Raw genomic sequence first — 1,067 nt, forward strand, 5'->3', positions numbered from 1 at the left:
TGTAGGTTTGTCAAACATTTGTTACAGTGACCGTAAATAATCCTTTAAGACCTCATTCGGTGTTTTCCAGCCTAGAGGGCGCATGGGGAAATTGTTATAGTCCCTACGGTTATACACCTTCAGCTGCGCAGCAAAGTCCTCAAAGGAATAGAACAGATGGGTCGCATAAAAACGCTCATTGTCTTTCCGATGGCTGCGCTCTACCTTCCCGTTGTGACGAGGGGTAAAGGGACGGATGACCTTGTGCTTTATCCCATGTGTTTCCAAGCGCTTTTGGAAGAGGGTCGGCTTGTCCCGGTGAGAAGTAAAGCGGTTGGTGAACTCCGATCCATTATCCGTCTGGATGCACGCGATGGAGAGGGGGAACGCTTTTACGAGGTGTTCCACAAACTGCGCGGAAGAATAGGTGCTGTGTTCCTCAAAGGCTTCCACGAAGCGCCATCTGGAATACTCGTCAATGGCAGTGTACTGGAAGAACTGCTTCCCGATGACCCTGCTGTTTTTGAGGCAGGCGGAAGGGACGAATTTCACATCCACCTGAATACGCTGGCCGGGATACTCCATCTGCTCATAGGGCTTGGGGATGTACTTTGGATTGGGCGGATGGACGGCCATGATGCCCCGTTTTTTGAGGAAGCGGTAGAGTCCGGTGATGGAGCGGGAATAGCCGCGCTGCCTGAGCTTGACCCAGAAGACGACCAGTCCGGCATCCGGGTTGCGGCGGCGCATATCCGAGATAAGCTTAGCCTCCTGAGGGGTATGCTGGCTGGGGTGATGGTGAGGCCGTCTGGAGCGGTCACGCAGGGAATCCATGGAGCCGTCAAAGCGGCGTTTCCAGCGGTAGATATACTGCCGGTTGGTCTTGAATTTGACAGCGGCCTTGGTGACGCCATGCTTCTCAGCGTATCGGATCAGGGATAGACGGTATCTCATATCTTGTGTTATACTAGCCATAGCAGGGAACTCCTTTTTTGTTTGTTTTTGTTGTGGTGACTAAAATATAACACAAAAGGCAGTATCTCTGCTTTTTAAATATTCAGTTGTAACACATGTATTGTAATCCTACA

Annotated in this window: 1 protein-coding gene; it reads right to left on the reverse strand. The window is 50.9% G+C overall.

Annotation, left to right across the window (positions count from 1 at the left end):
• Positions 1 to 21 precede the first annotated feature (21 nt).
• A complete protein-coding gene (locus tag HJV72_RS18755; RefSeq protein WP_208073371.1) occupies positions 22 to 954 on the reverse strand; it encodes a DDE-type integrase/transposase/recombinase in 933 nt (310 codons plus the stop codon).
• Positions 955 to 1,067 lie beyond the last annotated feature (113 nt).

Origin of the sequence: Extibacter sp. GGCC_0201, assembly GCF_017566055.1 — a bacterium.
Classification (GTDB): domain Bacteria; phylum Bacillota; class Clostridia; order Lachnospirales; family Lachnospiraceae; genus Extibacter.